The sequence below is a fragment of the Paractinoplanes aksuensis genome, from assembly GCF_024137025.1.
Classification (GTDB): Bacteria; Actinomycetota; Actinomycetes; order Mycobacteriales; family Micromonosporaceae; genus Actinoplanes; species Actinoplanes aksuensis.
This window is the reverse complement of the sequence record NZ_JAMYJR010000013.1, coordinates 120,829-145,937: the sequence shown is the minus strand read 5'-3', so window position 1 is coordinate 145,937 and position 25,109 is coordinate 120,829. Positions and strand designations below refer to the sequence as shown.

The 25,109-nt window shown below is 70.4% G+C and carries 18 protein-coding genes; 10 read left to right on the top strand and 8 right to left on the bottom strand.

The window, feature by feature from the left end:
- Positions 1-38 precede the first annotated feature (38 nt).
- Positions 39-179: a TetR family transcriptional regulator gene (locus M1L60_RS13515; RefSeq protein WP_438862102.1), complete on the top strand. Its 141-nt coding sequence runs from the start codon at positions 39-41 to the stop codon at positions 177-179.
- Here the strand turns inward: M1L60_RS13515 and M1L60_RS13510 are convergent.
- Positions 148-1,626, bottom strand: a complete 1,479-nt coding sequence (locus M1L60_RS13510) for a serine/threonine-protein kinase (protein ID WP_253237733.1) — start codon at positions 1,624-1,626, stop codon at positions 148-150. The genes M1L60_RS13515 and M1L60_RS13510 overlap by 32 nt on opposite strands.
- Positions 1,627-3,651: 2,025 nt before the next feature.
- On the opposite strand from M1L60_RS13510, the gene M1L60_RS47785 reads away from it, so the two are divergent.
- Positions 3,652-4,413: a tetratricopeptide repeat protein gene (locus tag M1L60_RS47785; RefSeq protein WP_253237732.1), complete on the top strand. Its 762-nt coding sequence runs from the start codon at positions 3,652-3,654 to the stop codon at positions 4,411-4,413.
- Between the two features lie 209 nt (positions 4,414-4,622).
- Positions 4,623-5,108 (top strand): GNAT family N-acetyltransferase, encoded by a 486-nt coding sequence (locus tag M1L60_RS13495; protein ID WP_308208476.1) that lies wholly within the window; start codon positions 4,623-4,625, stop codon positions 5,106-5,108.
- Between the two features lie 89 nt (positions 5,109-5,197).
- Here M1L60_RS13495 and M1L60_RS13490 read toward each other — a convergent pair whose 3' ends face one another.
- Complete coding sequence (locus tag M1L60_RS13490) at positions 5,198-6,040, bottom strand: ABC transporter substrate-binding protein (RefSeq protein ID WP_253237730.1); 843 nt, start codon at positions 6,038-6,040, stop codon at positions 5,198-5,200.
- Between the two features lie 1,813 nt (positions 6,041-7,853).
- Between M1L60_RS13490 and M1L60_RS13485 the strand changes: the two genes are divergently transcribed.
- The 4 genes from M1L60_RS13485 to M1L60_RS13470 are packed head-to-tail and all read left to right on the top strand — an operon-like array spanning position 7,854 to position 14,857.
- Positions 7,854-8,234: a CU044_2847 family protein gene (locus tag M1L60_RS13485; protein WP_253237729.1), complete on the top strand. Its 381-nt coding sequence runs from the start codon at positions 7,854-7,856 to the stop codon at positions 8,232-8,234.
- The gene (locus M1L60_RS13480; protein WP_253237728.1) at positions 8,231-9,943 is read left to right on the top strand and encodes a VMAP-C domain-containing protein; all 1,713 of its coding nucleotides are present in this window, start codon (positions 8,231-8,233) and stop codon (positions 9,941-9,943) included. The genes M1L60_RS13485 and M1L60_RS13480 overlap by 4 nt, the downstream gene beginning before the upstream one ends.
- A 10-nt stretch (positions 9,944-9,953) precedes the next feature.
- Positions 9,954-10,958 (top strand): AAA family ATPase, encoded by a 1,005-nt coding sequence (locus M1L60_RS13475; protein WP_253237727.1) that lies wholly within the window; start codon positions 9,954-9,956, stop codon positions 10,956-10,958.
- On the top strand, positions 10,955-14,857 hold the full coding sequence (locus tag M1L60_RS13470) for an SAV_2336 N-terminal domain-related protein (RefSeq protein WP_253237726.1): 3,903 nt from the start codon (positions 10,955-10,957) through the stop codon (positions 14,855-14,857). The genes M1L60_RS13475 and M1L60_RS13470 overlap by 4 nt, the downstream gene beginning before the upstream one ends.
- A gap of 6 nt (positions 14,858-14,863) precedes the next feature.
- Here M1L60_RS13470 and M1L60_RS13465 read toward each other — a convergent pair whose 3' ends face one another.
- From M1L60_RS13465 to M1L60_RS13445, 5 genes are all read right to left on the bottom strand, one after another.
- Positions 14,864-17,287, bottom strand: a complete 2,424-nt coding sequence (locus tag M1L60_RS13465) for a GTPase-associated protein 1-related protein (RefSeq protein ID WP_253237725.1) — start codon at positions 17,285-17,287, stop codon at positions 14,864-14,866.
- Positions 17,284-18,495 carry a hypothetical protein gene (locus M1L60_RS13460; RefSeq protein ID WP_253237724.1) on the bottom strand — a complete coding sequence of 404 codons (1,212 nt, stop codon included), beginning with the start codon at positions 18,493-18,495 and terminating at the stop codon, positions 17,284-17,286. Before M1L60_RS13460 ends, M1L60_RS13465 begins: the two co-directional genes overlap by 4 nt.
- Positions 18,492-19,892 (bottom strand): hypothetical protein, encoded by a 1,401-nt coding sequence (locus tag M1L60_RS13455; RefSeq protein ID WP_253237723.1) that lies wholly within the window; start codon positions 19,890-19,892, stop codon positions 18,492-18,494. Before M1L60_RS13455 ends, M1L60_RS13460 begins: the two co-directional genes overlap by 4 nt.
- 145 nt (positions 19,893-20,037) lie before the next feature.
- The gene (locus M1L60_RS13450; RefSeq protein WP_253237722.1) at positions 20,038-21,144 is read right to left on the bottom strand and encodes a thiamine pyrophosphate-dependent dehydrogenase E1 component subunit alpha; all 1,107 of its coding nucleotides are present in this window, start codon (positions 21,142-21,144) and stop codon (positions 20,038-20,040) included.
- An 89-nt stretch (positions 21,145-21,233) separates the two neighbouring features.
- Positions 21,234-21,461, bottom strand: coding sequence for a hypothetical protein (locus M1L60_RS13445; protein ID WP_253237721.1), 228 nt, complete (start codon positions 21,459-21,461; stop codon positions 21,234-21,236).
- 105 nt (positions 21,462-21,566) lie between these two features.
- Between M1L60_RS13445 and M1L60_RS13440 the strand changes: the two genes are divergently transcribed.
- On the top strand, positions 21,567-23,153 hold the full coding sequence (locus M1L60_RS13440; protein WP_253237720.1) for a serine/threonine-protein kinase: 1,587 nt from the start codon (positions 21,567-21,569) through the stop codon (positions 23,151-23,153).
- A gap of 48 nt (positions 23,154-23,201) precedes the next feature.
- Positions 23,202-23,396 carry a hypothetical protein gene (locus M1L60_RS13435; RefSeq protein WP_253237719.1) on the top strand — a complete coding sequence of 65 codons (195 nt, stop codon included), beginning with the start codon at positions 23,202-23,204 and terminating at the stop codon, positions 23,394-23,396.
- A 65-nt stretch (positions 23,397-23,461) separates the two neighbouring features.
- Here the strand turns inward: M1L60_RS13435 and M1L60_RS13430 are convergent, their stop codons facing one another.
- Positions 23,462-24,046 (bottom strand): TetR/AcrR family transcriptional regulator, encoded by a 585-nt coding sequence (locus M1L60_RS13430; RefSeq protein WP_253237718.1) that lies wholly within the window; start codon positions 24,044-24,046, stop codon positions 23,462-23,464.
- Between the two features lie 136 nt (positions 24,047-24,182).
- On the opposite strand from M1L60_RS13430, the gene M1L60_RS13425 reads away from it, so the two are divergent.
- Positions 24,183-25,088 carry an alpha/beta hydrolase family protein gene (locus M1L60_RS13425; protein WP_438862101.1) on the top strand — a complete coding sequence of 302 codons (906 nt, stop codon included), beginning with the start codon at positions 24,183-24,185 and terminating at the stop codon, positions 25,086-25,088.
- Positions 25,089-25,109: the final 21 nt, after the last annotated feature.

The window sequence follows — 25,109 nt, the reverse complement described above, 5'->3', positions numbered from 1 at the left end:
GATGGTGCGGGCCATGTGGCGGGCCGCGCGGCTACCACGTGCCGCTCAGCGCCATCGCCAAAAAGGCCGGCGTCGGTCAGGGCGTGCTCTACCGCCACTTCCCGACCCGGGCTCGATCTGGCCCTGGCGGTGTTCGAGGAGAGCTCCTCAGACCTTCCAGTCCAGGCGTCCGCCGATGATGGTGTTGACCGACTGCCACCAGCCGGCCAGCAGACCACGGTCGACGTGCTGCCACCGTTTGATGTGGCGGCGGTGCGGCCGGACGCCGGCCTGACGCAACTCGCCGTCGAACCGGTCGAGCGGGGCGCCGGCGCCGAGGAACGGGTAGGCCTCCTTGATGTCCAGGGCCAGCATCAGCTCCCGGGCGATCGTGCCCGATCGGACCATCAGGTCGGGCAGCCATCGGGCCGGGTCCATCTCCAGGCTGACCGCCGCGACGCTCAGGTCGTACCGGTTGGCGTCCAGCAACGACAGATAGCCGTGCGACATCGACTCCCGCAGCCGGTTCCACTGGGGTATTCCCGCCAGGTCGTGCTCCGGGGTCGAGAGCGCGAACCCGGCCGCCTGTTCCGGTCGCGGCATCAGCAGCAGCTTCCCGCCGGCGCTGGTGAAGACCGGGCGGGCCCACCCGTCGTCGTTCGGCACGTACGTCCGCAGCGTGTAGCCGGTCCGGTTTCCCACCGTGAGCCCGACGAGCTGGACCGGGAAGTGGGCGGGGAGCATGCCCCGCTGTCGCGGCTGGTGAGAAGGGGTCGGCGTCTCCTGGAGCCGGACTTGTGACACACCGGTCGGCGGCGGCCGCGTCGACCGGGTCGCGGCGGTCAGCAGCGGACGGGCCCGATCAGGGGTCAGCCGGCGGGCCGGGTCCTTCTCCAGCAGCCCGGCCAGGACCGGCCAGAGGCCCTCGACGCCGACCGGCATCGGCGGCGGCCGGGTCAGGATCGCCATGATGGTGGACTGCGTGTCCTCACCCGGGAACGGTGACCGGCCCGTCGCCGCGGTGTACAGGGTGACGCCGAGGGCCCACAGGTCAGCGGCCGGGGCCGCGGTGTCCCCGTTGATCCGCTCCGGCGCCATGTAGGCCGGCGAACCGAGCATGTGCCCGGTCATGGTGAGCACCGAAGCGTCCTCCATCGCCGCGATGCCGAAGTCGGTCAGCATGGCCCGATCGGTGTCGATCAGGATGTTGGCCGGCTTGACGTCACGGTGCACGGTGCCGCGGCGGTGGGCCGCGCTCAGCGCGTCCAGCACCTGCAGACCGATCTCGGCGGTCCGCGCCGACGACAACGCCCCCGACTTCGTGATGACCTCGGCCAGGGACGGCCCGTCGACCAGTTCCATGATGATCCACGGCCGGCCGCCGTCGAGGGCGACGTCATGGACGGTGACGATGTTGGGATGGCGCAGCCCCGCCGCCGCCCGGGCCTCCCGGATGGCGCGCCGGATGCGCGGGTCGTCGGGGTCGATCAGCCCGTGGTCGGCGCCCGGGAGATAGATCTCCTTGACCGCGACGTCCCGGTCGAGCAGCAGGTCGTAACCATGCCAGACGGCGCCCATGCCGCCCCGGCCCAAGATCTTCTCGAGCCGGTACCGGTCGGCGACCACCCGAGCCTCTCCCCCAGTCACGCCGGAAAATATAACGAACACCGCCCGGCCACCGACGCGCTGCGCTTTTCGTGAGCGAGTCTCATGTCGCATAGTGGTAGGCCGAGGCTCATAGATCTTGGAGTTGCCACTGGTGGACGTCGATGCCGCGTTGCTCGAACGGTTGGCCCACTTCGGTGGCAACGTGTCCGCGCTGCACCGCGAGATGGTGGCGAACGCCGGCGGCGCCCGCGTGCCCAGCCTGGCCACGCTGCACCGGGCCCTGACCCGCGCCTCGGCCGAGCAGGCGCCGGGCGACCGGGAACCGCCCGACCCCGGGGTGGCGATGACGGTGGACGAGCTGACCGAGCGGCTCGGCGCGCTCAAGGTCTGGGCCGGCGATCCGTCGTACGCGCGGATCACCACCCTGGTCAACGCCGCCTGGCGCCGGGCCGGCCGTCCCGCCGGTGAGCTGGTCGGGCGGACCACCGTGGGCGACTGTTTCCGGCCCGGGCGGCGGCGGCTCAGCGCGGAGCTGGTGACGGCGATCGTCCAGGTGCTGCAGCCCGACCCCGGCTACCTCGCGCAGTGGCACCAGGCCCTGCGGGCGGTCGCGGGCCGGCGGCGGGCGGCGTCCCAGGTGCGCGTGCACGGGACCCTGCCGCCGGAGTTGTCGCTGTTCACCGGGCGTACGGCCGAACTGGGCCGGCTGCGCGACGCGCTCACCCCGGACGGGCCGGTCGTGATCACCGCGATCACGGGGATGGCCGGGGTCGGCAAGACCCAATTGGCCGTACGGGCCGCTCATCTTCTTCCGCACGACCGGAAGCTGTTCGTGAGCCTGCGCGGGTTCGACCCCGACCCGGGTCATCCGCCCGCCGATCCGGTCGCCGTGCTGGACGGCTTCCTGCGGCAGCTCGGCGTGCCGGGCTCGGCCGTCCCGCCCGACCTCGCGGCCTGCCAACGGCTCTACCAGCAGAAACTCGCCGGCACCCGGACGCTGATCGTGCTCGACAACGCGGCCGGGGCCGAGCAGGTACGGCCCCTGCTGCCGGCCGCGCCGGGCTGCGCGGTCCTGGTCACCAGCCGCCGCAGCCTCGACGCGCTGAGCCCGGCCGTCTCGCTCACCTTGGACGTGTTCGAGCCGCCGGAGGCGCTGCGGTTCCTGACCGGCGAGGTCGGGGCGGACGCCGTCCGCGAGGAACCGGACGCCGCGGCCCGCATCACCGAGCTGTGTGGACGGCTGCCGCTCGCGCTCGGCCTGGTCGCGGCCCAGGTGCGGGCCAAACCCGGCTGGAGCCTGGCCGATCACGCGGAGTGGCTCGACGAGCGTCGCCGGGCCGGGCGGCTGGACGACGGCGTGGCCCTCGCGCTCGACCGGTCGTACCGAAATCTGGACGAGGACCGGCAGCGTCTGCTGCGGCTGGTGGCGCTGCACCCGGCGGAGGATTTCGACGCCTATGCGGCGGCCGCGCTGACCGGCGGCGAGCTGGAACCGGTGCACGCCGGGCTCCGGCAGTTGTACGACGATCATCTGATCCACCTGGCCGGCGACAACCGGTACACCCAGCACGACCTGATCCGCATCCACGGCGCCGAGCGCGCCCACGAGCAGGAGCGACCGGCCGCGCGCCGGGCCGCCGTGACTCGCCTGCTCGACCACTACCTGGCCACCGCCGTGGCCGCGATGACGATCCTGTATCCCACCGGCGCCGACCGCCGGCCTCAGGCGCCGGAGACCCATACGCCTGAGCCCGTCCTGTCCGGCCCGGAGGACGCCGCGGCCTGGCTGCGAGCCGAGCATTCCACGCTGCTGGCGGTGGCCGCGTACGCCGCCGACCAGGGCTGGCCGTCCCACGCCGGCCGCCTGGCCGAGGTGCTGTTCCGTCATCTGCTGAACACCAGCTACCGCGACCTGCTGGCCATCAACGACCACGGAACCGGTGACGCCCGGGCCCAGGCCTACGCCATGAACGCCATGGGTGTCGCCTACACCAACCTGGGCCGGCCCGAGCCCGCGGCCGACCGTCTGCGGCGATCGGCCGAGCTGTTCGCAGCATCAACGACGTGCGGGGACAGGCCCACGCGGTCATCAACCGGGCCAATCTGGAGTTCTACCACCGTGGCCCGGCCGCGGCCAAAGTCCATTACGAGAAGGCGCTGGCCCTCTACCAGGAGGCCGGCGACCGGATCGGGGAAGCCCGGGTCCTGGACAACCTCGGGTACAGCGAGGGCACGCTCGGCCACTTCGACGAGGCGGTCGGCTTCCTGACCCGCGGGCTGGCCGTTCACGTCGAGGTCGGCGATCTTCACGGCACGGCCAAGGGGCTGAGCAACATGGCCACGCTCGAGGCGCGGTCGGGCCGGCTCGACGAGGCCGAGGAGCACTGCCGTGAGGCGCTGGATCTGTGCCGGCAGCTCGGCAACCGCAGCATCGAGGCCGAGGCGCTCGACGCGCTCGGCCTGGTGCACACCCGCCGCGGCGAGCCCGAACGAGCCATCGCGTTGCACGAGCAGGCCCTGACGATGAAGCGCGAGGCCGGCGACCGGGTGGCCGAGGCCGACATCCTCAACGGGCTCGGCGAGGCGACCCGGGCGGCCGGGCGGCTCGCGTCGTCGATCGCCCACTTCGAGGCGGCGCTGGCCATCGCGAGCGAGGGCGGCCTGGCCGAGCAGCGGGCCCGGGCGTACACCGGACTCGGCCACACCCTCGACCAGCAGGGCGACCGGGCCTCGGGTCGGACGTACTTCGAGCAGGCTCTGAACCTCTACATCGAGCACGACATGGACCAGGCCGACGACCTTCATCGCCTGCTGGCCGACCGGTAGAGCAGGAGCGGGCGGCCCAACGACGACGCCACCGCTCGTGTGCCGTCGCTCCCCCGTTCGGCCGGCCGCTCCTGCTCACCCATGTCGATCATCGCGGGCCGGCCGGCGCAAGGGGAGAAACCCGACCGACTCCGACCGTTTCTCACGCTAGGGTCTGCGCGTGACGACCGAGCTGAAGCGGTGGGCCGAGGCCGAGATACCCCCCTGACCTGCATCTCTCGCTCCAGGGCCTGCTCGGCGCCTGTTTCCCCGGCTACCCCGAGCGCAGTTACTTCAAGATCCCACCCCATTTCCGGTACGTCGTCACGGCCGGCCCGGCCGTGCTGGCGCAACTCGGCGTCGAGCTCCGGGTGATCCGGGTCGGCGACCGGATATTGCGTACGTTCGGGGTGGTCGACCTCTGTGTCCGGGCCGACAGTCGCGGGCAGAAGCTGGCGAGCCGCCTGCTCGACGAGGTGACCTCCTACGCCGCCGCGTGCGGCCTGGACTTCGTCATCCTGTTCGCCGACGAGGACGCCCTCTACCGGCGCCACGGCTTCGCGCGGGTGGACAACCCGCTGAGCTGGGTGAAGATCAACGACCATCGCACGATCGGTCTGGCCCGGTCGGTGACCCCGCACGAGATGATGGTGCGGCCGGTGAGCGGGGCGACCTGGCCGACCGGCGAGATCGACCTGCTCGGCCACGTCTTCTGATCAGGCCTCGGGGGCGGCGCGGGCTTCTCGTCGCGTGCGCTCAGCACGGCCTGGACCGTCTCCCGCACGATGGCCGCGACCTGGAGCGCCTACTGGCTCGGGGCCTCGCGGCGCTGTCGCCGGGCCCGCACCCGCCACGCCACCCACAGCCCGGCCAGCACCACCAGCAGCAGCACGACCAGTTGGGGCCACGGCATCGACCAGGCCGAGGCGGACCGGGTCGCCTCGGGCGTGCCGGCCGCGAACACCTCGCCCGGCCGGATCGGCACGGGTCGTAGGCTCACCTCGGCCGCCGTACGAAAAGTAGGCCAGAGGTCGGGCACGTCGACCGAGAACGTGAGCGAGTTCGCGGGCGACATCTCGGGCATCGGGTCGAGCACAATCTCACGGCCCGGCAGCCCGAGGCGGCCGGGCATGGTGACTGTCTGTTCGGCGCCGGCGCACACCATCCGCAGCCGCTTCGCCGGATCGGCCGGCACGAGCTCGGCCACCCGGGCCCGCGCCGCCTCGGTCTCGCGCAGCACCCGGGCGGCCAGCTCCTGGCCCTGCCGCGGCACCCCCAGGGCGGTCGCCACGGCCTCGATCTGCGGCCCGATCTGCGCCCGCGACCGCTGGTCGCTCATGATGACCACGGGCAGGCCCGAGTCGCGCAGCTGCAGCTGGACCTCGAGCGGCCCGATGCTGTAGTCGGTCAGCACCACCGTGGGCCGCAGGTCGAGAATGGCCTCGCCGTTGAGCTCGTGCCCGTTGTGGGTGACCAGGGGCAGGTTGGCCAGCTCGGGCAGGCCGGTCGAGACGTCCCGCCCGACCAGCCGGTCGCCCAGGCCGAGGGCGTAGACGGTGGTGGCCAGCGTCCCGTCGGCGTCCAGGGCCAGGATGCGGCTCGTGTCGGTGGTGGTCACCGGCTGGCCGGTCAGGTCGGTATAGGTCACCGGCAGATCGGGCTGCGGGTCGGTCGCGATGGGCTGGACGCTGGGCCGGGAGGTCGGCCGTGATGGTGAGATCCCGGCCCTCGACGTAGGGCGCTGAAGCGGTCGTCGACGGATTGGCCAGAATCACCGGCACCTCCTTGACGACCGGCGCGGAGTCGAACTGCGCGGTGAACTCGAACGGCGGCTTGTCGGCGTCACCGTGCAGCCCACTGCTGTGCCAATAGCTGAACAGCCCGGTCTCGTACTGGAAATCGACGAACGACTCGGGCCACGATCCCCAGTCCGGCTGCTGCGCCTTGACCTCGGCCGGAATCGCCGAAGCGGCCGACCGCACACCGTCCACGAGCGGGAAATAGTCGACCCCGGTGTACTGCGGCGAGATCTGCACGCCGCCTTCGGCATCCAGGCGCACCTGATCGAACGTGGCCACGGTGACGACCCGCGGCGGAATCGGCACCGTCTGGTTCGGATCGTCACGGTCGGAACCCAGCCCGCCGGCGGTCGCGGTGAGCGTTCCGGTGCCGTCCTCGGCAATGGTCAGAGTCGGATCCTGCAAGAACCAGGTGACCATTCCGGCGTACGCGTTGGCGGTGAACACCCCGCTCCAGCGCTGAGTCGCCTCGCCGGTCACGGAGTTGGCCGTGCCGGTGCCATCGGTGAACAAGGCCCGCTGATCGAGCAGCGAACCCACACTCGGAATGCACTTCGTGGCATTCGAAACAGCCTGGGCACTGCCGTCGGGCTGCCGGTGCACGATCCGCACATTTCCCTGCCGGCCCTGGAACTGCGCTTGGGTGCCCGCGGAGAAGAAGTTGCAGCCGTCGTTGGCCGGATTCCCACCCTGATAGATGCTGTTCACGCCGAGCTCGAGACTGGCCCGCGAGACGGGTTCGAGGCTGCCCCCACCATGACGACGCTGAGCGTGGCCGCGGCCGAGGTGATCGCCGGCCCGTGCCCGTTGCCGACAACCACGCGGAACTGCGCGCCGTCGTCGGCTCTTGAAGCCGTACTCGGCCGCCGTCGCCTTCGCGATCGCCGCCCAGTCCCCGCCCTTCCGCCGCTGCCACTGGTACGTGAACGGCCCGGTGCCACCGACGGTGACAGCGAATCGAGCCGTCTGATATGCCTGCACAGAAGCGTCACGCGGCGGCTCGACAATGCCGGCGGCAACTGGAGTCACAGTCAGCTTCGCCTCCTCCGACTTGTGCTTTACGAACTGAGCATCAAAAGCCCGCACCGAGTACGTGGCACCGTTGTCCACGATGGAAACGGTGAAGGCGTAATCGGCGGCATTGCTGTTGGGCAGCGGGACGCTGCCCTTGGCGTCCGTGCGATACCAGGTATAGAACAGCGCCCCCGGATACTCGACGGAGAACGTGACAGCACCTCCGTCGGCCACAGTCCGCGGCCCGGGCTGCCGGGTAAATCCGGCATCAGCCGCGAGGGCCGGGGACAGCGCCGCAACCACAGTCGCAGCAACGAAAAGGGCGACCAGGACACGGAAAGTCGCAAGAGCACAGTCAGATCCACTCGTGGTAGGAATTCGACCGCGACGAATCCTAAGGTCAACTTAGGCAAGCCTACCTAATCTAGACAACAGCGGCCCTCGGGCTGGCACCGAAGCCAGATCCACGTCGATTCGGTTCGCGTCCGTAGAACTCGATCTACTGGCGTCGCCAGGACTACGCAAACAAGTCGGCGAAGCGCTGTCGCTAGCCACCTCATCCGGTACGCACACCGGACAAATAGCTGATAGCGCTATGACGATCGGCAGAGGATGCTCACGTCACTGATGCCTCCTGGAGGGACAGACGTGCCAAGCGAGCTCATGCAGGTTCAAGCCGACGACGGCAGCGCCGTGATGATCGAGATCGATGCCCCTGACACAGGTTTTGGCGAGGTGTCGTTCGACGGGCGGATGTTCAAAGCGCGTGAGACGCTCGAGCAGGCGCTGAACGGCGTGCGCGGCATCGCGATCAAGGCCCTCGACACCTTGAGGTCGGGGGACGACACGCCCCACTTGATCGAACTCGAGTTCGGCGTCAAGTTCAAGGCCGAAGCCGGGTCCGCGGTGTTTGCCAAGACAGCCGCCGAGGGGCACATCGTCGTACGCATGACCTGGTCGGGCCAGTCACCTGCAGCCGGCCGGCCGTCGTTGGACGCCGATGACGACGAAAACACCGGTCCCGAATGAGTGAGCCGCGCTGGCAGGCCCGGATCGACATCCCGGCGGCGCACCGGCGGGGCAGTGGTTTCCTGGTCGACGACCGGCATGTGGTGACCTGCGAGCACGTGGTGCGTGACCATTCCCGCGCGCAGGTGACGCTCGGCGGCGATCAGGCACGCGATGCTACCGTGCTGCGCACCGGGCCGTGGTGGTCACCGGCCGCCGATGAAGCCGACGTCGCCGTGCTCGAGCTGGACACACCCGTACGAGTGGATCCCGCTCCGCTCGCGCCGCACGCCGCACTGGAAATCTACAGTGGCGAGACCCTCGACGCCTACGGATTTCCGCGCAGCTATGAGGAAAGCGGTGTCTACACCAGCTTCCATTCCGGACCGCAGCAGTACCTCGGCGGCGACGTCCAGGTACAGCAGGCTGAGGAGGCGTTCGGCCCGTGGCTGCAGGAAGGCTTCAGCGGCGCTGCGGCCCGTCATCAGAACACCCAGCAGGTAGTCGGCATGGTGCGCAAGGCCGCCCGCAGTGAGCGGATCGGGGCCATCGTGCCGGTGGCGCATATAGCTGAGGTCTGTCCCGCACTCGACGGGATAATTCCGCTCGGCACGCTGACACCGCATGCCTACACCGAGCTGCGCGCGGTAGTGGCAGCAGCCAAACTGCCGCAGGCCCGGATCCGGCAGTTACTCACTATGATGCGAGCCAAGGTGCCGAGCATGCCCGGCAACCTGAGCACGCTGGCCGGTGTGGTCGAGTCGCTGGTCGTCCAGACGACCATGCTGGACGACGACGAAATGCGCTACAACCTGGCGGGGCTGCTCGTCAAGATCGGCACCGCCGAGGCGCGGCACTGGCACGGCGCCCACCTGTATTCCGGCGAAATCCCGACAGTGGTCACCGAGCCAGCCCACGAGGGCGCAATCGTCGTCAAGCTCGAGGCGACAGCGGCGCGCAAGATCGCGACGTACGACCTGAAGGTCTGGCTCGTCACCGACGCGGACGGGGAACTCGGCGAAGTGGTCGCCGAGGCGAACGGGCTCCTGCCGACAGAGTGGCGTTCCGCCGTAGAGAGCGCGCTCCACGACGCCGTGGTCCAGATGCCGTTGCGCGTGTTCACCGTCGAGTTCGTCCTGCCTTCCGATTTCCTGTCCGAGCCGGTCGAGGACTGGATGAACCTGGCCGAGGCCCGGGCCCGGTTGGGCATCTCGCGCCCGGTCGTGGTGCGAGACCTGCACTGGTTCAATCACGCCAACCCAGCGGGGTTGAGCCACCGGGCCGGTCTGCTGCGGGACCACTTCGCCGACCTCGGCGACGAACTGCGGTGGCGCGACCACACTGAGGCGCCCACGACGACTGACGCCTTCCAGGGCTGGCTGTTCGAAGGGCCGGACGGCCCGCTCGTAATCGGCCTGACTTGTCAATGGAGTGCGCCCGAGCATGTCGGCGAGGCGGTCCAGATCGGGCCGCCGGTGCTGATATGGCGGCGGGGTCAGTGCTCGCCCGGCGACAGCGCCGGCCATGAAGCTTGCGCGGGCCGGTTGTTCGCGGAAAATTTGACCGACCGTCTTCGCGGCGTGACGTTCGACCAGGTCGCTCATCGCATACGCGAGCTGCGAGCCGAGGCCGTGGCCAGTGGAGACCCGACCCATTGCGGCAGCGGCTTGGCGCTGCTGCGCGACGATGCCCGGCGGCGCCTCGTGCGCCTGGGTTTCGCGGCGAGCTGACGAGGTGCCTGTGTCCAACCAAACCGAGAGCAACGCGTGGTACGTATACAAGGGATCGGGCGATCCGCATCATCTGATCGACGGACTGCCCGCACCGCCGCCCTGGCGCGGGTTCGAAGCCGATCCGGCCGAGGATCTGCCGTTCGTACCGGAGACCCGGCCCAAGGAGATCCGCGCCGCTGAGCATTATCGCCCCGATCCCGAGACGGTCAAACTCGTCAACGCCGCGCTCTATCTGCGCCGCCCGTTACTGGTCACCGGGCCGCCCGGCACCGGCAAGTCCACGCTGGCCAAGGCGATCGCGCACGAGCTGAGCCTGGGGCGCGTCCTGCGGTGGACGGTGACCAGCAAGTCCACGCTGGGGGACGGGCTCTACCACTACGACCCGCTGGCCCGGCTATACGCGTCCAGCCGCAATGAGGGCAGCAACCGGACGTGGGACGAAGACCTGGGCCGCTATCTGCGGCTGGGCCCGTTGGGCACCGCGCTGCTCCCCCGCCGACGGCCGCGAGTCCTGCTCATCGACGAGATCGACAAGGCCGACCTGGACCTGCCGAACGATCTGCTCACCGCGCTCGAGGACGGCGAGTACGAGATCACCGAGCTGCTGCGTCAGCTCGACCGGTACGCGGAGGCGCGGGTCCAGACGGCCGACGGCGCCGACCAGGCGCTGATCCGCAACGGCCACGTGCGGTGCAGCCAGTTCCCGGTCGTGGTCATGACCAGCAACGGCGAGCGCGAGTTCCCGCCGGCGTTCCTGCGACGTTGTGTGCAGGTCGAGATCAAGCGGCCCGGCGCGGCCAAACTCAAGGCGATCGTCGCCGCGCACCTGCCCGATATGGAAGAGGACAGCAGCGACATCATCCAGCGGTTCCTCGACGAGCAGGAACCGTCGTCGCTCGCCACCGACCAACTGCTCAACGCCATCTATCTGGTTCATACGGCCGGCCTCAGCCGAAGCGCGACCCGCGAGGCGCTGGAGCAGGCTCTGATGCAATCACTGACGCCACGATGAATCTCGAGGATCTGCGCGAGGCGCTGTGCCGGGGCGGTGTGGATCCCACTCCGCGGGAACTCGCCGAGACCCTCTGGCTGGCCGCGCAGATCACTCCGGCCGCGTCACCCCGGCCGCCGGCGCCGACATCGGACGAGTCGCGCAGGCCCGAGCCGATTCCGGCCCCCCAGGCTCGTTCCCCCATACCTGAGCCTCCGCCCGTGCGGCCGCCGGAGGAGCCGCGAGAGAAGCAGCCGCTGCACATCTATCGGCCACCGGCCGCGAGTCCGGCGGGCGGGCGCGAGGCCCGGATGGAGGACGTTCCCAAGGCGACCGCGCTGGACGGCCGCCTCGCCTTTCAGCGAGCACTGCGTCCGCTGCTGCGCCGGGTGCCGTCGTTCGGTCTGGGGTCGCTGGACGAGGAGGCCACCGCCCGGCTGGCCGCGGACCACCCGGTCGGCTCCGCGTGGCCGGTGGTGATGCGGCCGCCGAGCCGGCTCTGGTTGGACGCCGCCGTGGTCGTCGACCACACCGACTCGATGGCGATCTGGCAGGACCTGGCTGCGGGGATCGTGTCGGCGCTACGCGAGTCCGGCGTTTTCCGGCAGGTGGCCGAACACCGCCTGTCCGAGGACGGCTTGACCGACTGGCGGGGCCGTCCGTTACCGTCCGGCCGGCTCGTCGATCCGAGTAATCGGCGCATCGTGCTCGTCATCAGCGACTGTGTCGGCCCGGTCTGGCGGTCCGGGTTGGCCGGCCAGATGCTGCACGAGTGGGGACGGCACGGGCCGGCGGCGATCCTGCAGCCGTTGCCCGAGCGTCTGTGGCAACGGACGTGGGCTCGGACGGTGGCCGGCACCTTGACCGCCCCCCGTGCCTGCGCTCCCAACAGCGACCTGGACTTCGTACCTTTCGGCGGCCACGGCGAGAAAGAGGGCACCGCGGTGCCGGTGCTCGAGATCGACCCGGAATGGCTGGGCCGCTGGACAGCGTTGGTGGCCGGCGGCCCGTCGGCCACGGCCGCGGTCACCTGGGTCAGTGGGCGCCCGCCGGAGCGCGCGGTCGCCATTCCGCGGCCGGCGCTGTCGGCCGCGCAGCGCGTGCGCCAGTTCCGGGCGGCCGCCTCCAACGAGGCCTACGACCTGGCCCGCTACGTGGCGCTGGGCGACCCGGCAATAGAGGTCATCCGGTACGTACACCACGCGATGTTCGACCGCGTACAGTCGGCTCACCTGGCTGAGGTACTGCTGAGCGGGCTACTGCATGTCGAGGACAGCCAGCGCGGCCTATACCGTTTCGTGGAAGGCGTGCCGCAGTTGCTGATCGGCACATTCTCGGTCAGTGAGCTGTTGCAGGCCGGGCGCGTCCGCGAGCGCGTCTCAGCCGCCGTGCAGCAGCAGAGCGGCCACCACGGCTGGTTCTCCGCACTGACTCCGGGCGCGGGCGATGGAGTGATCACTGACGAGAGCCGCCCGTTCGCGATCACCGAATTGGCCCGCAGCCACATCGAGCGGGCCGAGTCCCGGTTGCGCCGCACGAGCCACCCGACCGCGCCGCCCGGCACGCTGCCGGTCACCGAGTCCTCCGCTCCCGGACCCGGCCCCGGAGTCGACCTGTCCCGGTTGCTCGCCCCGCAGAAGACCGCCGTCAGCTATGTGGCCCCGCCCGCCCTGGCCGGGCTGATGGAGTGGTGTGCCGATCCGGCCGGGGCCCCGGCCGCCCTCGTCACCGGTCGGGCCGGGACGGGCAAATCCCGGCTCGCCGTCGAACTGGCCGCACGTCTGAGCATCGAAGGCTGGCGAACCGGATGGGGCCGGGTACCGCCCGGCGTGGGGCCGGCACTGCTGATCGTCGATCACGCCGATTTCGAACTGGAGCCCCCGCCGGCGCCCGACCCGCACGTCCGCACGCTGTTCCTGGCCCGCGACACCGGCGGGTGGACCCGCGACCTCGACGTCCGGCTCGCCATCGGCGGGTTCGGCTCGCCTGCGGATCGGACTGACCTCTACCACCAGGCCGTCACCGACCTGGGCATCCGGATCTTCCCGGCGGGTGACCCGGCGATGTTCCGCGCCCGTCGCGCGGTTCCGGGTCGGCTGAGTGACGACGACGTGACCCCGTTGGAGGTCGCCCTGGCTGCCCTGCACGGGCTCGTGGGAGCCAGCGCGACGCCGGCAGTCGAGGCTCTCGTCGCCCGGGAGCGCGTGCACGCCGAGCAGACCGCCGTCCACGCCCAAGTCACCTTCGCCGACCCCGGGCAGCTCGATGCCTACCTTGCCGCCGCTCAATTGTTCGGCGCCGACTCGGCGAGCGAGGCCCGCACGGTCGCACAGCTGGCCGGAACCGTCCGTGAGTACGAGGGGAGCCGACGCATCGCCGCGTGGCTGCACCAGCTGTATCCGGGAGAAGCCGACCGCTACTGGTCGCTGCTCGCGGCCCCGGTGCGCGAGCGGATCGTTCTGCCCGCGGTACGGCGGGACCCTGGCCTTCTGAACCTGTTGCCGTCAGTGTCCGAGCGTCAGGCGGGGCGGGCGTTGCAGCTCCTGGTACCCGCTTGCCGCGTGACCCCCGCGCTCACCGTTCCACTCTGGACGGCCACGAGTCGAGAACCAGCACTCTGCGCCCGGCTGCTTGAAGTGGCCAGAAGCACCGGCGGGCTCACCGCCGAGTTGCTGGAGCTGGCCCGGGCGACGGTCGCCGATGCGTCGACGTCGGTGGCGGTGCTGCGAGCGATCGTCGACGAGGTGCCCGACGTTTCGACGATCTTCGCTGGTCAGAGCATCGACCGGGCCCGCGACCTCGCCGAAGGGTACGTGCGGCTGGCCGCCTCGAGCGCCCCGCACCGGACCGCGCTGGCCGACGCCGTACGCGAGCGCGGCCGAATCTGGGAACGGGAAGGTCGCGATGAGATGGCCCTCCGGACCGCCGACTACGAGGTGGGGCAGCGCCGTGGTCTGCTCTCCGCGGCGCCCAGCTCGGACGAGGCCGTCGCGGCCCTGGCCCGGGCGCTGGTGACCTGGGCCGTACGCCTCGACCAGGCGGGACAGCCCCTGCACGCCTACTCGGCGATCGCCGAGGCCGTCGAGTACTACCAGCGGCTGCGCTCCGGGCCGGGGGCCACCGGCCCGGACGAGGCGTACGCACTGGCGCAGCAGGCCCGCATCCTGAGCCGGCTGGGGCGCATCCAGGAGGCAGCGGACGCGGCGCGCGAGGCGGTCGCTCGCTACCGCGACCTGGCCGAGACCGAACCAGCCCGCCACAGCGCCGCGCTGGCCGACGCACTGCTCGTCGAGGCGGCTCAGGCGCGCCTCCGGGACCAGCGCGACCTGGCCGTGGCGGCCTGCGCCGAGGCGGTCGAACGATACGAGGCGCTGGCCGCGGCCGACCCGCCGGGACACCGCGCACGACTCGCGTACGCCCGCAGCGCCTACGGCATGGACCTGGGCGACCTCCGCTCGCACGAGGCCGGGCTGGCACAGCTGGAGCGAGCGGTTGTGCTGTACCGCGAGCTCGCCCGGAGCGACCTCCGACAGCTGCCCGGGCTGGCCGCGGCCCAGGTCGGACGCGGCCTGCTGCTGGCCGAGCTGGAACGCCCGGACGCGGCCGCGGAGGCACTCGGTGAGGCGGTGAAGGCCTACCGTCAGCTGCCCGGGCAAGGCAACGCCCTGGCCGGCGCTCTCGCGGTTCAGGCCCAGGTCATCGCGCTGGGCGGCGATCTGGAACGCGCCGTTGCCCTTCTCACCGAGGCGTGCCTGCTCCGCGATCAGTTGCACGCCGCCGAGCCGCTCGACGTCGGGCTCCGGGCCGAGCTGATCAACAGTTATCAGAGTCTGTCCCGGCTGCACGACCAGCGTGGCGACCACAACGCCGCCCACCGCGCGGCCCTGCGCGCGCGCCTGCTGCTCGACGATGAGGAGTAAGGGCAGCTAGGAGTCCGTGCCGATGATGCGGCGGAGCACGCCCCGCGTGCGCGTGCGGCGCAGGAAGTCTGCCCACCGGTCCGGCCATGGCCCACCCACCTTCTCGATCTCCCGCCCCACACTTTCCAGGCGGGCCGCCGACGCACGGACCGCGAAGTCGCTCACCGCCTTGGTCAGGCGGGCCAGGATCTGGCGTTCGCTGACGGGCAGCACGGCTGGATCCTCGTACGGCTCGGTATGCAGGACAAAAGCGAGCGCCATCTGTGCCGGCCGCTGCTCCTCGGAGATGATGCCCCGGGTGATCTCGGTGGTGAAATCGGCTGGCAGGTCCGGATGGTCGTCGAGTACGGATAGGACGGCAAGGGCGGCGACCGGGTTGGGGCAGCGCACCATCGCGTACAGAAGCCGGTCATAGTTCATCGTCACGGTGTGCTGCGGCACGGTTTCCATGGCGGCGGTCAACTGCGCGATGTCCCGGCTCCCTTTCCTCAACTGAACCAGCACCCACCGGACGTTCTGCTCCTCGGCGATCCGCCGGGCCACGGCGGCCGTGGGCTGCCACGTCTGCTTCTCGGCGGCCAGCATGTAGGCCACCAGGAAGACCTCGTCGCTGACCTCCCGCTGCAGCATCGCGTAGGCCAACGCGGGCAGGTGGTCGTCGGTGAGGGCGCCGGCTGCGGGAAGCAGGCGAAGCAGCCGCCTCGCCTCTTTCGGCGTGGGCAGGGCGCGAGCCCAGAGCACGCCGATCAGAGCGGCCAACGCCCCGGCCGGTGGCGGCGAGCCGTCCAGAGCGGCGAACATCCGGTCGGCCAGTTGGTCGCGGGCGGGCTGCTTGAGGTTCAGCATGGCGGCGGCGGCGAGCGCGCGGTCCAGGGCGGTCTCGAGCTGGGTCAGTGGAGTCAGCGTCTCCCACCACAGGTCGCCAACGGCGGCGGCGGTGGTGTTGCCGTTCACTATCGAGCGCTCGAGCAACCGGCGCAGTTTGCGCTCCACCTCCTCGCCGTCAGCCCACCGCCGCGGGTTGTACTCAGGTCGCGGCCCCCGCGCCCAGGCCTCGACGAACCGCTGGAGGCCGGGATCGAGAAGGCTGTGCGGCGGAGTGACACCGAAGCGGGCGGCGAGGCGCAGCAGGATCTCGAAGTGGGCCGGTCCGGCCGACGCCATCGCGGTGGCCAGAAGATCGACCGCCTCGTTCTCGTGCGCACTGATCCAACTCGGCGGCTTGAGCGGTGTCAGCTTGTCCGGTTGCACCTCGACCGTGCGGCTCACTTCGTCGAGCTCCGCCCGCAGCAGCACGAGGCGCACCCGCGCCGCACGGGTCGGCAAGCGGGCACTGGCCGCCGCTTCGAGGGCGTCCAGATCGTCGATGCTGAGCTGGACGGCCGGCTCGAGCAGCCGGTCCACGAGGTCAGCGCCGTACCGGGCGACCAGATCAGCGGGCGCCTGGCCGAGCCAGTCGACGATCCCACCGACCGCCTCCGGCTCGGGCGGGCGTCCTAGCACGACCGCCAGCCCGAACGACGTACCGGTGGCCGCCACGGCGTGGTGCCCCACTGTGGCGGCCGCCGCGATCTCGACCGCGTCCACGATGTCGTACGGGTCCTCGGCCAGAAACAGTTCGACCCAGCGGCGGCTCTCCGGGTCGGTCGTCACCGGCGTCCAGTCGTGCCGCACCAGGTCGAACACCACGTAGCCGAGTTGGTTGTCGAGGTTGACCGAGCCCGTCGACCAGTCAGGGTGCACAGCAAGGATGCGGTGGTCGGCGTACGCCGGGTTCAGGGTGAAGATTTTGAAATCGATGCCGAGGGCCTGCTGATGCGGCACCAGCAACGTGGCCGCCGTGATCCAGCGCAGCACCAGTTCCGGTTCGCGGGCCAGGAAGAGCACACGCCGCGGGTCGAGCCGGTCGCGGCGGAGATGGGAGACCAGCGCCGTGAGCAGGGCGCGACCCCCGTGCTGGGCGAGCACGAACCGCTGAGCCTCGAGGACGCCGAACGGTCCCGGCTCCCATCCCGGGTCGAGCGGCGGGCACTGCTGGGCCGGCGCGGGCACGGTCGTCCAGAAGGGGGCGCCGGACAACTGCGAGGGACGGATCAACCCGTACGCCCGGGGGTCGTCGGTCGCGATCGCGTGGGTCAGCTGATTTCCCTCGCGCCCGCCGCCTGACTCCCGGCCTAGATAGACGCCTGCGGCGGTGGCCCAGAGCCGCCCGTCGTGGACGTGCGCAAAGGACGGTGGATAGTCGGCCACCGGGCGCCGTTCCCGCATCCACACCGGCGACGGCTCGTAGAGGAGGCGGCGCTGCACCAACGGCATGGCCTGGCGGTCGGCGCCGGGTGAGGCAGCCTGGAACTGGAAACCGTCGCGCTGCGCCAGCCCGTCGCCCGCCCGGCAGTTGGTGTAGATGTACGTGTCGAAGCGGCCGGTCACGAGGCGGCCCTCGGCACCAACCCACCCTTGTGCATGAGCCAAAGCAGCGGCTCCTCGACCCGGTCAGGCCGCACGCCGCGGGGATTGACCAGGTAATTCTCGTAATCGGGTTCGGCACCCAGGGCCGAGACGGCGAAATACTGGTAGGAGCGGTAGTGACCGCTCAGGTGGGCGTCGATCTCGTCGCCACCCCACTCGTGCAGCAGCGACTTCATCTCTTCGTGAATGATGCGTCCGGTCTTCTCGTCGTAGCCGCCGAGGGTTCGCCGCCGAGCTCGCAATGGGTGCGTTTCGGGCAGATGCTGATTGAACGCATCCATCTTGGCAAATGCCACCGCCACCGGCACTGTGATGTGCCGGCCGTTCCAGTGGTCGCCTTGTTTCAGCGCCTCGGTGACCCGCGCCAGCACGTCGATCGGCGGTTTTCCTTCCCGTACGTGCAGCAGCGCGGCCGGCGGCAGCCGGAGCAGACGCTGCACCTCAGGCAACTGGAACGGGTCGAGCAGCAGGATGAGGTAGTCAGCCGCACGCAGGTAATGCAGCTTGAAAGTGACGTCGTCGGCGGTCAGGTCCTCGCCCGCGGTGTCGTAGAAGGAAAGGTAGTTGGTGCGGAACTTGCGCAACACGAACCGCCGGTTGTGCCGGCCGCGCCACTCGAGCACGATCGGCGCCTTCCGCCCGTCGACCGCCTGCGCGGTGGTCGAGAAGAGCTTCCGATCCTCGTACACCTGATGAATGCTTTCCCGCACCCATTGGTCCTGTGCGCCGAATCCGTCCTGGCCCTCGCCAATCGGCCGGACAGTCGCGGCGAACTCGGAACGGATCTTCGGCTTCTGCAGCTCGTTGGACAGGACCGTCAGGTAGACGGTCTTGCCGGTGCCACGGGCACCGACCATCGCCACCATCGGACTGGCGTCGAGACCGAACTCCATCGGCAGCCGGGTGTGACAGTGCGAGCACGCCCGCGTGGTTGTCTCGCCGCCACACTTCGGGCAGTGTGCCTTGGTGAACGGCAACATGAGGTTCTCACTGACCGCCTCGAAGGTGGGCAGCGTCGCCTCCTTGAAACCGGTCAGATTGCTCCGAACTTGGTCCAGCTCGGGCTGGCAGGCCGGGCGGGCACCGGTCGGTCGGCCACGGCACATGAAGTGAAGCTCGGACCGCCGCCGGATCGTGTTGTAGCAGAACGGGCAGTTCAGCTTGGTCATGAATACCTCAGGTGGTCGGTCGGCGGGTCGATGAGGGCCACCCGCGCCGGCTCGCGGACGAAGGCCCGGATCCAGTAGGGGCGGTCGTGCTTGGGAACGTCCGGCCAGGGCCGGGTGAGCGTCAGCGGCTCCTCGACGTGCAGTTCGAGTTGGGTGAACCGGGCCAGAAGCTGCCCCTGGCCGGGGCCGGTCGGCCAGAAGTCGCCGGGGCGAAGCACGAGATCAAGCACCATGCCGGAGCAGTCGCGGTCGGTCTCGAGGGTGAGGACCAGATCCGCCGTGCCCCACAGGCGGCGTCGACGGACCAGGTCGTAGGTGACGCGCGGCGGCGCGGGCGCGACCGGAGCCCGGGCGTCCGGCGACAACGCCAGGCCGCCACCCACCGCGGCCAGGGCCCGCACCACCACCTCGCCGCCGAAGCGGGCGTCGGCGATCGTGAAACCGTTCTCGGCCTCGTAGTCGTCCCGGGTGACCCGATGCCGTTGGCCGGCCCACTCGACCGAGGCGAGTGTGGTGTCCGGCGGCCAGATCCAGGTGGCCACGGCCGCGTCACCGTCGCGCTCCACCCGCAGCTCGCGCACCGGCGGGGCGACGTCGAGCCCGATGAGGCGCCCCGCACGGGCCCGGTCGCCGGTCACCGTGAACGGCACATAGACGCGGTAGCCGGTGGGCACCCGCAGGCCGATCACGTGGTGGCCGTCACGGGTAGCGGGCTCGCCGGGCACTTCGGCGCCCCACTCGCACGGCCAGGCGACCTCGGCTCCGGCCGGGAACGACGGCGGCCCGGGAGCGTGCCGGACCAGAACGTCGTCATGATCACTCGACCACGACACCTCGACCTGACAGTGGTTGCCGTCGGCGGCGACCGCCCGGGCGCGCAGATGCGGCACGAGGGTCGGCGACTCCGGCTCGGGGGCCACAGCTGTCGCCAGCGACTCCGCCACCCCGGTGCCAGCTGCGGCGACCGGTCCGCGGCCGAGCAGGGCCAGCGTCCCCCAGAAGAGTGAACGGGCGCCGGCCCGCCAGTCGTACTCCGCGGGCGACGCCTCACCCCGTTCGATCAGTGGCGACTCGGCCCCCACGGCGGGGATGAAAGCGGTGGCTACGTGCCGATCCTGCTCGCGCCACCACTCGGGAACCATCATCGCGTCGCCGGCGGAAGCACGCAGCTCCCGGTCAGCTGCGAGGAGCCGTTGACAGACCTGGGCGCGGAAGTCGGGTGCCTTGGCTCGTTCCGCCCACCAGGCCCGGACCTCCGTCAGATGGGCGGCGAGCTCGGCCGCGTCCATGCCGGGGTCGATCGCGTAGCGGGCGAGAAGGTCGCCCGCGGGAAGCTCGCCATGCATGCCTCGCAGCGGGCGCAACACCTCCCGGTCGTAGCGGGTGGTGTCGAACAAGGCGACCTCACGACCAAGCGTGCCGACAAGATATTTCAGAGAACCGCAGCAGGAGCATGATCGCAAGTGGATGGTACGGCGGTTCTCCGGTCCCGATCGGCTGGAAGCTGCGTCGGGGCCTGCCCGCCCGCGCGACTGATGCCGGTCAGCTGCCGAACGAGTCGTGGTAGCCGGTGAATTCGGCCCGCTGCCGGGCCACCTCGGCGGAGCCTTCGGGGTGCACGTTTTCGAACATGTCGACCGGCTGCGGATCGGGCAGGGACATGACGCGTTCGCGCAGGTCGAGGGCGATCTTGCCGGCGTCGGCGTCGACCTGGGCGAAGAAGTCGTCGTCGGCCAGTTGTTGCTTGACCAGGAACGCCTTCACCCGGCGGATCGGGTCCTTGGCCTTCCACGCCTCCACCTCGGCGGCGGCCCGGTAACGAGTCGGGTCGTCGGAGGTGCTGTGCCCACCCATCCGGTACGTGTACGCCTCGATCAGCGCCGGCCCACGCCCCAGCCGGGCGTCGTCCAGGGCCGCCCGGGTCACCGCGTAGCTGGCCAGAACGTCGTTGCCGTCGACCCGTACGCCCGGGAAGCCGAACCCGTCGGCCCGGCGGTGGATCGGATGGCGGGTCTGCCGCTCCGGCGGCAAGGAGATCGCCCACTGATTGTTCTGGCAGAAGAACACGACCGGCGCCTGGAACACCGAGGACCAGACGAACGCCTCGTTGACCTCGCCCTGGCTGGTCGCGCCGTCGCCGAAGTAGGCGATCACGGCCTCACCGTCGGGCCCGCCGGTCTTGCCGTCCATCCGGACACCCATGGCGTAGCCGGTGGCGTGCAGGGTCTGCGCCCCGATCACCAGGGTGTAGTTGTTGAACTTGTGCCCGGTGGCGTCCCAGCCGCCGTGGTCAACGCCGCGGAACAGGCTGAACGGCAGAATCGGGTCCATCCCCCGGGCGTACAGCACGCCATGCTCGCGGTAGCTGGGGAACGCCATGTCCTGCTGCCGCAGGGCCCGGCCGGAGCCGATCTGAGCGGCTTCCTGGCCCAGCAGGCTCGCCCACAGGCCCAACTCGCCCTGCCGCTGCAACGCCACCCCCTCGGCGTCGAGCCGGCGGACCATCACCAAGTCGCGATAAAGCTCCCGGTACTCCTCGTCGGTGAAATCGACCGAGTAGGTGACGCCTTGCTCGGTGGTGACGCTGCCGGCGTGCTCACCGTCGGGGTCGAGCAGCTGGACGTAACCACCGGCCGGGGCATCAGCCATGATCGAGGACTCCTGTCACGCGTTGTCGCCCACCACCCTTCACCAGCGAAGATCTTCTGCGGAAGAGCCGAACGACCGTGATCATGCTCTCACCGAGCGCCTGGTCGAGCCGGGCCCCGCAGGGCGAGAGTCGCGTGGACCTGGGCCAGCTGCGTGGTGGCGGTGAGCATCGCGAGGTCGGCGCCGGGAACGTACGGCTCGTCCGAGTGGTCGTCTTCGTTGATGTTGGTCTGATAGTCGACCAGGCAGATCTGGTAGAGCCGCTCCGCTTCCGCAGTGAGTTCGGCGGCGCGTACGGCGTGCTCGTCAGCAGTCATGCCGATCCTGGTGTCATTCCGGGTGGCCGGGCGGACGGCGATCCCACTGCGCCCGTCGCGCCCGATAGGGTGTCCCGGATCATCCACGATGGACCGGGAGAGGGCATGTCCGAGCGCGACGGCCGGCTGCGTCCGGACGATCCCTCGTACGTCGGGACCTATCAGCTGATCGGCCGGCTCGGGGCCGGCGGCATGGGCGTGGTCTACGAGGCCCGGGCCCGCGACGGCCGCCGGGTGGCGGTCAAGGTGATCCACGCGCAGCACGCCGGGGACAGCGGGTTCCGGTCGAGGTTCCGGTCCGAGGTCGCCCGGGCCCGGCAGGTGCCGCCGTTCTGCACGGCCGAGGTGCTCGAGGCCGACCCCGACGCGGCCCAGCCCTACCTGGTGGTCGAGTTCGTGGACGGGCCGTCGCTGGCCGACGAGGTGACGCGGCACGGCCCGTTGAGCGCCTCGAACCTGCACGCTCTGGCGATCGGCGTCGCGACGGCCCTGGCCGCCATCCACGACGCCGGCGTCATCCACCGCGACCTCAAACCGCACAACGTGCTGCTCGCGCCGGGCAGCCCCAAGGTGATCGACTTCGGTATCGCCCGGGCGCTGGAGCCGACGACCCAGCACACCCGGACCGGCGAGGTCGTCGGGACGATCAACTACATGGCGCCGGAGCGCTTCGGGGCGGTCGCCGATGCGGTCACCCCGGCCACCGACGTGTTCGCGTGGGGCTGCGTGATCGCCTACGCGGCTCAGGGCCAGGCGCCCTTCGACGCGGACTCCGCGGTCGGGGTCTTCGGACGAATCATGAGCGGCGAGCCCACCCTCGACGGGTTGACCGGGAGCCTGCGCGACCTCGTACAGCAGGCTCTGTCCGCCTCCCCGCAACACCGTCCGACTGCCCGGGAACTGGTCCAGGCCCTGATCGGCCCCGACAGCGAACGTACGTTGTTCGCACAGCAGCCCGAGATTCGCACGGCGGTCGCCGGGATGCTGAAGACCCGCCGGGCACCGAGGCCACGCCGTAAGGCTGTCGTCGCCGCAGTCGTGACCCTGGCCCTCGCCGCCGGCACAGGAATCGCGCTCCGGCAAGGCAACACAGATGATCAGAGCAAGAGCGTGAAAGAAGCGGCGATGGTCCTGCCGAACGGCACCCTCGCGATCTCCAATCCTCTGGTCACCGACGGCGAGTGGAAGCCGTCCTCGGTCCAGAACGGCCGCACGTACTGCCGTTTCAGCAACGACGGCCTGGGGATCCAGAACCAGGATCCCGGCATCTGGCGCTGCTCGGCCCCGGACGTGGAGGTGAAGGGCGTCTTCGCCGTCGAGGTGACGGGTCGCCTCGACCGGGCCGGCAGCTGCCTGGGCATCTGGTTCGCCTCGACGCCCGCCATGCGCTATCGGCTCGACGCCTGCCCGGGCGTCTGGCAGCTGCACGCCGAGGAAGAAGCCAGCGGCGACAGCGTCGTCCTGCAGGACTGGGCTGTCACCGGCACCGGCCCCGAGATGCACCCGCAGCTGGTGATCGAAAACGACGTCGTACGGGTCGGGAACAACGGCATCCGGCTGGGCGAGCAGAAACTCGGCGAGCCGGACCTCACCGGCGGCCGCTTCGACCTCGGGGTGGTCAGCGCCCCCGACGCCCGGAAAGGCCCGTTCGGCGTCACCTTCACCGACATCGAAGTCCGCGTCGCCAACTGAGATCAACCGGCATCCTCGTCGGTCCAGCCCTCCACTCGGATTGGTCGAATGGGCCCAGCGCTCCGATTCCAGGTCGACCTGTCCGTCCAGGATCGCCTGTTCCGCTTGCGAGACGTACGCATGATTCGCTACCGCTTGGCGGACGGCGTCATCGGGATCGGCCTCCAGGGCCGCGACCTGATCGGCGGTCAGGCCGGCCCGGCCGGCGATCACGACGCGGACTTCGGCCGCCGGATGGTGTGAGAGCGACTCGACGAGGGCGGGCGAGAGCGTGGGGTTGCGGGCGATAGTCCGTACGGCGTCGTTCCTCAGGCGCTGGGGCCGAGCTCGGGCTGGTCTTGTCGCAGCCCGCTGACCAGGAGCGTCACCATCTGCCGGACGTCGTAGTCGGGGTCGGGCGACGAGAACGCCACGAGATCGCCGACCGCGCGGATCAGCCGGTACGCGGGGATCGGGGCCACCACTTCGCCGGACGCCCGGGCGGCTTCCAGCATGCCGGTGAGCACGGGGACGAGCCGCTCCACGAACAGGACGTGCAGCGCCGTGAAGCCGGCCGCGTCGCCCTCCCAGACACGGCCGAGCCCGTGCTTCGTACCGAGGAAATCGACGAACTGGTGGATCCAGCTCAGGATCGCGGCGAACGGGGTGGGGGCCGACGCGAGCAGGGCGGGCCCGGCCTCCGCGAGCGCGTCGATCTGATGGCGGTACACCGCGACGACCAGCTCGGATCGGGTCGGGTAATGCCGGTAGAGGGTGGCCACGCCGACCCCGGCCGCTGCCGCGACCTCACGAACCGGAGCATCCACCCCCGAGGCGGTGAACACGGCCGCCGCCGCGTCCAGGAGGGCCCGCTGGTTCCGCTCGACATCACGACGTCGCCGTGGGCTGGTCACCTCGTGATCATCGCACACCGCCCAGCTTCGCGGAACAGTGATCCGTTTCTCATTGCTGAAACGGATCGGCGTTCCGTACGTTTGTGGAACGCCGATCCGTTTTGCTTCGGCCGGCCCCCTCTCCGGAAGGACCACCGTGTCAACCACCCTCAGCACCCCAGTGATCAGCGTGCGTCCCGTGACCCTCGCGGCCCCCACTCGCGGCGACGACCTGCAGGTCCGCATCACCGCACCGGTCACGGGAACGGACCTCCCGGTAATCGTCTTCGCCCACGGGTTCAGCCAGTCGATGACCGCGGCCGACCCGCTGGTGGACCACTGGACGGCCAACGGTTTCGTCGTCGTCCAGCCCACGTTCCTCGACTCCGCCACCCTCGGCCTGACCCCCGCCGACCCCCGCTACCCGACGATCTGGCAGACCCGGGTCGACGACCTCGAGCAGGTCATCGACGAGCTCGACACCATCATCGCCGCGGTGCCCGGCCTGACCGGCCGCGTCGACCGGGAGCGCCTGGCCGTGGCCGGCCACTCCTGGGGCGGCCAGTCCATCGGCATGCTGCTGGGCGCCCGCGTCCTGGACGCCGACGGAAAACCCGGCGAGGACCGCACCGACCACCGGGTGAAGGCCGGGGTCCTGCTCGCCACCACCGGACTCAACCGCGGCGACCTGACCCCGTTCGCCCAGGAGAACTTCGCGTTCATGACCCCGGACTTCACCCAGCTCACCACCCCGTCGATCGTCGTCGCCGGTGACAACGACCAGTCGCAGCTGTCCACCCGGGGCCCGGACTGGTTCACCGACATCTACCACCACAGCCCCGGAGCCCAGCACCTGGTGACCCTGCACGGCGGCGAGCACACCCTCGGCGGCATCCAGGACTACTCGTCGACCCTGACCAGCGACGAGAGCCCTGAACGGGTCGACCTGGTCCGCCGCACCACCACGGCTTTCCTGCGGACGGCTCTCGGCATCGACGCCAAGGCCTGGTCCGAGCTCACCGCCACGCCGGCCGAGCCCGTCGGGCACATCGACTCCAAGTAACCCGGACAGCATTGAGGTATC